An 8872-nucleotide genomic window follows, 5' to 3' on the forward strand; every position below is an offset into this window, starting at 1 on the left:
GCGTAAAGCAATATATATCGTGGGGGCTTTCTGCCTTTTGCTGATACTGGTGCAGGCTGGTACCAGGAAGAATAGTGCCGCCGGCCCGGAGCCTTACCTGTTGCAACTGCCTCCCAACTTTCCCCGGCCGGTATATGATTTTTCCCGTAATCCGCTCACCAAACCAGGCGTGGCGCTGGGGCGGTTTATGTTTTATGATTTCCGCCTTTCAAAAGATAGTACCGTTTCCTGCGGGTTCTGTCATCAGCAGTTTGCCGCCTTTGGTCATTTTGATCATGCGCTGGCGCATGGTGTAGGTGGGCAACAGGGAAACCGTTCCGTTCCGGTACTGTTTAACATGATCTGGCAAAAAGCATTTATGTGGGATGGTGGTGTAAATCACCTGGAAATACAGCCACTCACGCCACTGACAGACCACAATGAAATGGCGGTGGACCTGAAGGAGCTGTTACAAAAAATGCAGGCCGATACCGCCTACCGCAGCAAGTTTAAAGCGGCGTTTGGCTCGGAAGAAATTACCAGTGAACGCATGTTCAAGGCTTTTACGCAGTTTGTTGCCACCATGGTATCTGCCGGTTCCAGGTATGATAGCGTGATGTTGAAACTACCGGGTGCTGTTTTTACGGAAGAAGAAAAGGCGGGGTATACCATTTTCCAGGAAAAATGCGCGGGCTGTCATAAAGAACCGTTGTTTACGGATTTAACCTACCGGAGTAACGGGTTGCCTTACCTACCGGCATTGAATGATGTGGGTAGAATGAAAATCACAGGTAATACAGATGATAATCTTCGTTTTAAGGTGCCTTCCCTGCGCAATATCCTAAAAAGCGCTCCTTATATGCATGATGGTCGTTTCTTCGATATTTACCAGGTATTTGACTTCTATGATCATGGTGTAAAGACTACCACCACTACCGACCCGCTTGTGAAGAATGGTATACCGCTGTCGGACAAGGAAAAAAGGCAGTTGTATTTCTTTTTGAATACACTCACCGATTATGCATTTATCAGTAATCAGGGGTTGAGTGAAATACTGATTAACTAGTAAGCGGGGTATCTTGTTGCAGACACGCCCGCTTACCGGAAATTATTTTTTTGACTTGTGCTTCTTCCAGCAATCTTCCAGATGATCATCTACCATTCCGGTAGCCTGCATATAAGCATAACAGATAGTAGATCCCACAAATTTAAATCCGCGTTTCAGCAAATCTTTACTCATGGCGTCTGAGATAGCTGTCTTCGCAGGAACACCTGACATGCCTTTGTAATGATTCACAATGGGCTGGTGGTTTACAAATGACCAGATATACTTGTCGAAGCTGCCGAATTCTTTTTGCACGGCAAGGAAAGCCTTGGCATTCGTAATAACGGAATTTATTTTCAGGCGGTTGCGGATGATGCCTTCATTCAGCATTAGTTGCTCCACCTTTTTTTCGTTATACTTTATTATTTTTTTGGCGTCCCATTTATCGAATGCTTTGCGGTAGTTTTCTCTTTTTGTCAGCACGGTATACCAGCTCAGGCCGGCCTGTGCGCCTTCCAGGCAGAGCATTTCAAAAAGATGCTGATCATCATGATTAGGAGTACCCCATTCTTCATCGTGGTAGTCCTGGTATAATTTGTCTTTGGTGGACCAGCTGCATCTTATTTTTTCTACAGTTCCCATTCGGCTATAATTTGGTTAACCTTTGTTTTATAGTCAGCAAGATCGGAAATTGTCTGTTTAATAAAGCTATTATCTTCCAGGCTACCTATTACGGCATTCATTTCTTTTTCGCTTTCATATGCCAGCTGACGGAACGGATTTTTATAATCTTTTTCCCTGGAGCGTTTTATCTGTGCCGTGATCCATTCCATGGTCGCGGCGGAGTCGTTCATCCATTGTGCCAGATCAGCGGTGGTCATATTTTTCAGGGCTACTTCTTTGATTTCGAGTAAACAGGCCACTGCATGTTGAAGTTTATCTGCTGCATATTCATTTCCTATTTCTTCGTATGCCGTATGTAGTTGAGGCCAACCACTGATCTTGTTCTTTTTAATTTTTGTTTTAAGGAGAGCTACCGTTTCCGCCTTCATTAACTGTCCACCTATATTGAGCCAGTCGCCGCGTTTAGCGGTTTTTACCGCCGCCTGTAATGCCAGGAAAGAAGGTTTGTTGGCAGCCAGGATGTTTTTGATGCCATATAGCACAATCATCTCCTGGAACAGTGGATAGGCACGATGCACTTTCAGCAGTTCCACATCGCGGGAACTGTTTTCGAAACCTTTGGTGAGGATGGTGAGTTTAGCTACTTCTTCCAGGTTGTTTTTAAGTAGTTCCTTGCCTTTTTTGCGTATATCCTTTTCCGTTAGTTCTTTCCTGGACGCATTTTCCGGTAGCGCATACCAGGCCTTACCGGTAGCGGTTTCCATGATAGCCAGTGCCTGGAATAATTCTTCTACAGAATCAGGTGCCAGGTAATCGTATTCAATGTGTTGAATTTTGTCGGTGCGTTTATCACGGTCTACATATTTCCAGGAGTTTCTGGCAATAGCATACATATTATACAGGAACCAGTAGGCAGGCATTACTTTCAGCCGGTCAGCATGTTCGTCATTTACCACCAGGCTAAACGGAATGGGGATGTTCAGTTCTGACATGTAATTGCCTTTGGAGATCAGCGTGAAACTGGCAAAGCGGGAGTTATGTTTCAGACTCACACAGAGGCCGGGCCAGAACCCTCTGCCGGCAATGATTTCACCATCTGCTCCGCGGGAATTGTGATTGGATCCAATGGTAGCACCTGCCGCCATATTACTTTGTCCCATGATCAGTGCTGCACAGAGGAAAGAGTTGTTATGGTGCTGCTCATGTGCAGGGAAGATCAGTGAATTCAATACTTCGCAGCAGGATATAGTGGCATTGTTACCGAGGTAGGAGTTGATGAGACGGGCGCCATATTTCAGTTGCGAATGAGAGGCCATCACAAAGCGCACTGCTTTTACGCCGTAAAACACCCGGCAGCCGAAACCTACTACGCCATTCACCATTTCGCAGCCTTCTCCGATTTGTGAAGAAGCTTCGCTGTTACTGTTGATGGTAAGATTTTTCAGTTTGTTGGCGCCTTTCAGGTAAGCATCCGTACCAATGGTAACGTCTTTGATCATTTTACAATTCTTGATCACGGTACGATCGCCCACCATGCCATAGTAGCCGCGTCTTTTGTCAAATTGTTTTTCGGTAAACAGTTTGAACTGATGTTGTAATTGTTCATCATCGCGGTAGCGGGTCCACAGGTAAGCATCTCCGGGGAGCATACCATCAAATGGCATCACACTTCTGCCGCCGTTTTCGTTGCACAATTCCATCCATATGCGGCCACTTTCCTGCTCTCCTTCTTTCAGAATACCATTACCAAATTTGGCATAGTCTGTTGTTGCCATTTCGTTTACGTTGGCTACGATGACTTCATTACCAAGTATATAGTGGGAGAGATAATTAACGTTATGTACCACTACGTTATCCCCGAAATCGCAGGCGCAGATCGTGCTGTTATATAAGCCTACCGGCATGCGCAGGTTATGGAATTCCAGGTAATATGGCTCCAGTTTCCCGATACGCACCATGCCGAAAAAGTGGCAGTGCTGCACCAGTTGCGGATTAAATTCGTTGGATACAAAAATAATATTCCAGTCGTCAGAAGTATTGTCGTTGCGTACCAGCGCCTCTACTTCATATGCCGTTAATTTCCTGTACTGATCTTGTCTGCTCCATTGTTCATTACGGAGATAATATTCGTCTTTGCCTTTCGGTAACGTGGTTTCAATAAAGTTATACCCCAGATCGGAGAGGGGTCTTTTTTGGATATTGTTCATGAGGATACATCTTTGGAGCTTTTAGCCATTAGCTTTTAGCTTTTAGTAAATGCAGCAAAGATTATGTTATTTGATATCCGCTATATTTATTTAAAGATAAAAGCTAATGGCTAAAAGCTATTTATTCTACTGTAACAGATTTTGCAAGATTCCTGGGCTTATCTACGTCCAGGCCTTTTAGTACGCCTATATGGTAGGCGAGCAGCTGTAAGGGTATTACAGAGATGATGGGTGCTACCATTTCATCTGCAGCAGGTACAAAAATTACATCATCCGCCATTGGGGGAATGGTGTTGTCACCTTCTGTTACAACTGCTATCACCTTGCCTTTGCGGGCTTTAATTTCCTGGATGTTGGAGACTACTTTTTCGTAGTAGCTGTCTTTTGTGGCGACTATCACTACTGGCAGATGTTCATCCACCAGGGCAATGGGACCATGTTTCATTTCGGCAGCAGGATAACCCTCTGCGTGTATGTAGGAAATCTCCTTTAGTTTGAGCGCTCCTTCGAGGGCTACCGGGAAGTTATATCCGCGGCCCAGGTAAAGGAAGTCGCGTGCATCTTTATATTTGGCGGCCACCTCTTTGATTTGATCATCGAGTTTCAGCGCGGTAGCTACTTTTTCAGGAACCTGGTCCAGTTCATCCAGCAGGTGCTGAAAACGTTGTGGGGTGATGGTACCTTTGTCAACAGCCAGTTTCAGGCCTACGAGGCAAAGAACTGCCAGCTGGGCGGTAAATGCTTTGGTGCTGGCAACGCCAATTTCAGGACCAGCATGTGTATAGGCACCCGCATGCGACAACCGCGCAATAGAAGAACCTACCACGTTACAAACACCGAGGATGATGGCGCCTTTTTCTTTGGCACTTTCAATAGCTACCAGTGTATCAGCTGTTTCGCCGGACTGGGATACTGCAATGATTACATCACCTTCTCCTACTACCGGGTTACGGTAACGGAATTCAGAAGCATATTCTACTTCAACCGGAATACGGCATAATTCCTCAATCATGTATTCTGCTACCAGCCCTGCATGCCAGGAGGTACCACATGCAACAATGATAATGCGTTTGGCATTGCTCAGGATATCAGCATACTCCCGCATACCACCCATGGTAAGTGTACCATGTTTGGCATCCAAACGACCACGTAAGCTATCGAAAATAGTTTGTGGCTGTTCAAATATTTCCTTCAGCATGAAATGATCATAGCCACCTTTTTCAATAGCAGCCAACTCTATGTCCAGCTTCTGTATGTAAGGTGTTTGTCTTTCATTGGAAATATTTTTCAGGATCAGTTCATCGGCTTTGATGATCGCTATTTCATAATCGTTTACATACACTACTTCTTTCGTGTATTCAACAATGGGAGAAGCATCTGATGCAAGGAAGTGTTCTCCTTTACCCACGCCTATTACCAGCGGGCTTCCCTTGCGGGCAGCAATGAGGGTATCCGGATTATCTTCATCTATCAGTACAATCACGTAAGCGCCTACCACGCGTTTTAACGCGATGCGCAGTGCTTCTTCCAGCGAGCACTGATTTTGTTTTTTGATTTCCTCAATGAAGTGCAGCAGTACTTCTGTGTCGGTATCGCTCTTAAACGTATGGCCCTGTTTTACCAGTTCCTGTTTCAGCTGAATATAGTTTTCAATGATGCCATTATGGATCATGGCCAGTTTGCCATCACCTGATAGGTGAGGATGTGCATTGCGGTCACAGGGTTCGCCATGTGTTGCCCAACGGGTATGCCCGATGGCAATATGACTCCGCATGTCTTTACCTGCCACGAATTCTTCCAGGGCAGCCACTTTGTCTTTTCTTTTGTATACCTGCAACCCATTGTTGATCAGGGCTACACCCGCGCTGTCGTATCCGCGGTATTCCAGTCTTTTAAGGCCTTTCAATACTACCGGGTAGGCTTCTCTCTGCCCGATATAAGCTACTATTCCACACATAAGGTTTTTGGATTTGTGCTAAGGTTTATCATTGCAATATCGCATTAATTGTTAAAATCACATCAGAAAATGTGAATATTGTTTAAGTTAAAGATATGGTCAGCATGGCATTCTACGTGGTCCGAATGTAAAATGAAAAAGGGAATACAGAAACGATTCCGATGAAAATTAAGATATCTTAACATTCACCTGACATCATTCACTGTATTCCCCTTTTGTATTTTTTTTATTTAGTGACTAAATAAAAAAATTTAAAATGCTCCATTATTTCAAGAGCGTACTCTCGAACAACAAAAGTATTCTTTTATATTCATCTGTCCAGCTACTGGGCGTAGTAAATCCGTGATCTTCTACCGGAAAAACTGCCAGCTCCCAGTTATTTTTTCCTAATTCAATCAAACGTTGTGATAAACGTACGATGTCCTGGAAGTGCACATTGGTATCTATCATTCCATGACACATCAGCAATTTACCTTTCAGTCCATCTGCATAATAGATGGGAGAGGAGCGGCGGTAAGCAATACTATCTGTAAATGGTTCATTCAGTATATTGCTGGTATAGCCGTGATTGTAATGTGCCCAATCAGTTACGGAGCGTAAAGCTGCTCCGGCAGCAAACACGCCAGGCTTCGTAAACATGGCCATCAATGTCATGAAGCCACCATAACTGCCGCCATAAATACCGATGCGCTGCGCGTCCACCTGCAATTTTTCGGCCAAATATTTTGCACCATCTACTTCATCATCAAGATCCTTTCCTCCCATATAACGATAAATACCGGTGCGCCAGTTGCGGCCGTAACCCGCACTGCCACGGTAATCCAGGTCAAGCACCGTATAGCCTTTATCCGTTAGCAGGTTATGAAACATATACTCCCGGAAATAACTGCTCCACCATTTATGTGCATTCTGCAGGTAACCTGCCCCATGCACAAAGATGACAGCAGCCCCGTTATTTTTGGCCGGGTCCGGTGTATATAACCGGGCATATACCGGCTGTTGGTCGCGTGCCGTAAAAGTGACAACCTGCGGATCACGCCAGTGGTATGTTTTAAACTCGTCCGATTGTGCCAGGTTAGTAACCTGCACCGCCTTTGCTCCCGGCGTATTAGGCTGCAGATACAGCTCCCAGGGCTTATTGGAATAAGAATAACGGAAGGCCAGCCATTTACCATCAGGGGAAACACTTACTTCATTAGCGCCAGGTAAGGTGGTAATCCTTTCGGCTTTGCCACCGGAAATGCCTATACGATAAAACTGTTTTTCTCCCGGATGTACTTCGTTGGTGCTGAGATAAAAATATTTTTTATCGGGAGATAGTTGTGCATCCTGTACTTCATAATTACCACTGGTCAGTGGGGTAACCGTTCCATTATTTACGTTGCTGGTATACAGATGAGAATAGCCGGTGGCTTCAGATTGAAACCAACAGGTATTTTCATCTATCCAGCCAATGTTGGCGCCACCCATGGTCCAGCCAATACCGGGACCAGCCACCCAGGCTTCATCACGTTGGCGGTTCAGTGTTTTCAAGGTACCGGTAGCTGCATCGAGCAATACGATCCAACGGTCTTTGTTATCCAGTGAACGGATATCTGCTATGGCATGAGTGCCCTGGTCTGACCAATAAGGACCATTAATCACCACGTCTCTTACATGGGGTGTGTCTTTTTTCGTATAGTCTTTTACGTAGTCCGGGAGGTCTTTGATCCCAGGCAGGTCGGTTGTTTTAACAGGAAGCACGGTGTCGCGCTGCCGGTCGTATACATAGCTTTCGAAAGTGCCCTGTGGTGCGCCTACCTTATCGCGGGAAGGGATATCCGTTGTATAGCCGGAAGCTGTTACAAATTCCGGTACAATGGTATTGTGGGCATCGGCAGGAGCGTTGAACAGGCTGTAGGTAATGAAACGGCCATCAGGACTGATTTGCAGGTTCATTAATCTTTTGCCCTGCAGGTACAGGTGCTTTAATGTTTTGTTTTCATGCGCTTTATTAAAGGCAGTAGCCGCGTCTTTGCGGGCTTTCTTATCACGAACTACCTCCATCAGCTCCAGTTGCTGGGCTTTCAGGAATTTCTCTTCTGCGTTGCCTTTCTGGCTCTCTTCTTTTTCAACAGGCTTGCTGCCGGTGTCAAAGCTGGTCAGCTGGCTGATGAGGCCAGATGCACGATCCCAGGCATACAGGTCACGGTTTTGCTGAAATACCACCTGTTTACCACCAAAGCTGAATGCCGGATTGAGAGAAGTGGCGGTGGTATTGGTGATACGGGTGGTCTTACCGGTTTTTATCTCCAGTAAATAAATATCCCCCTCATAGCTATATGTTAGTAATGTTTTATCGGTATTGTAAGTGCCACCTGACCGGGAGGTGATGAGTGCGCGCTCATCTGCAGCCGTTTTGCGGGGAGTATTGTTTTTAATACCGGTGTAGTAAAGGGAGTCAGTCAGATTTTTATCGGGATTCCAGCTGAAATAGACGGTCTGATTGTCAGTGCCCCAGAAGACATTATCAGGAGAAGTTCCTATCCATTTAGGATCGCGCATAATCTTTTCTACAGTAAGCGGGCCTGCCTGTTGGGCATAGATGCGGTTGGCTGATAAAAAAATAATGGCGGGTAATACCCATTTTCTCATATCGGTTCATTATTTTGTTGGGGAATAAATGTAACGGTTTAATCATAAATTGCCGTAACTTTTGGATGGACGTACTGCGGTCATCTGCTCTAAATCCGCTCTATGCGCATACTGCCAATCTTATTTTCCCTCTTGCTCTTTGTGGCCTGTAAGCCCGGAAGACCTGCCCGGCAGCCCGTGTTGGTATCAGAAGATACGACCTTTTTAACCGGTACATTTTATGTGATCAGGCATGCAGAAAAGAACCCCGGCCCGGATTCTACTTTAACGATAGCCGGTCAGGAAAGAGCAGGGGCACTATACCGGTTGCTGAAAGATTCCGGTTTGAATAAAATCTATATTACGCCTTATAAAAGATCGTTGGCTACGGCCGACAGTCTCCGGATTCACTTACACCTGGATACCTGCTTCTATGCCGCCGATACC

Annotated in this window: 6 protein-coding genes; 2 read left to right on the top strand and 4 right to left on the bottom strand. The window is 45.5% G+C overall.

Features of this window, described 5'->3' with window-relative positions:
* The first annotated feature begins 19 nt into the window (after positions 1 to 19).
* The gene (locus AC1DP6_RS32120; protein ID WP_477058522.1) at positions 20 to 1045 is read left to right on the top strand and encodes a cytochrome-c peroxidase; all 1026 of its coding nucleotides are present in this window, start codon (positions 20 to 22) and stop codon (positions 1043 to 1045) included.
* 42 nt (positions 1046 to 1087) lie between these two features.
* On the opposite strand, the gene AC1DP6_RS32125 is transcribed toward AC1DP6_RS32120, so the two are convergent.
* From AC1DP6_RS32125 to AC1DP6_RS32140, 4 genes are all read right to left on the bottom strand, one after another.
* Positions 1088 to 1666, bottom strand: a complete 579-nt coding sequence (locus tag AC1DP6_RS32125) for a DNA-3-methyladenine glycosylase I (protein ID WP_477058523.1) — start codon at positions 1664 to 1666, stop codon at positions 1088 to 1090.
* Positions 1654 to 3855 carry a DUF4954 family protein gene (locus tag AC1DP6_RS32130; RefSeq protein ID WP_477058524.1) on the bottom strand — a complete coding sequence of 734 codons (2202 nt, stop codon included), beginning with the start codon at positions 3853 to 3855 and terminating at the stop codon, positions 1654 to 1656. The genes AC1DP6_RS32125 and AC1DP6_RS32130 overlap by 13 nt, the downstream gene beginning before the upstream one ends.
* 121 nt (positions 3856 to 3976) lie before the next feature.
* On the bottom strand, positions 3977 to 5812 hold the full coding sequence (gene glmS, locus AC1DP6_RS32135) for a glutamine--fructose-6-phosphate transaminase (isomerizing) (protein ID WP_441577307.1): 1836 nt from the start codon (positions 5810 to 5812) through the stop codon (positions 3977 to 3979).
* 264 nt (positions 5813 to 6076) lie between these two features.
* Positions 6077 to 8446: a S9 family peptidase gene (locus tag AC1DP6_RS32140; protein ID WP_477058525.1), complete on the bottom strand. Its 2370-nt coding sequence runs from the start codon at positions 8444 to 8446 to the stop codon at positions 6077 to 6079.
* 102 nt (positions 8447 to 8548) lie between these two features.
* On the opposite strand from AC1DP6_RS32140, the gene AC1DP6_RS32145 reads away from it, so the two are divergent.
* On the top strand, positions 8549 to 8872 hold a 324-nt coding region (locus AC1DP6_RS32145; protein WP_477058526.1), incomplete at its 3' end, for a phosphoglycerate mutase family protein.

This window comes from Chitinophaga sp. 01L420, assembly GCF_056399985.1.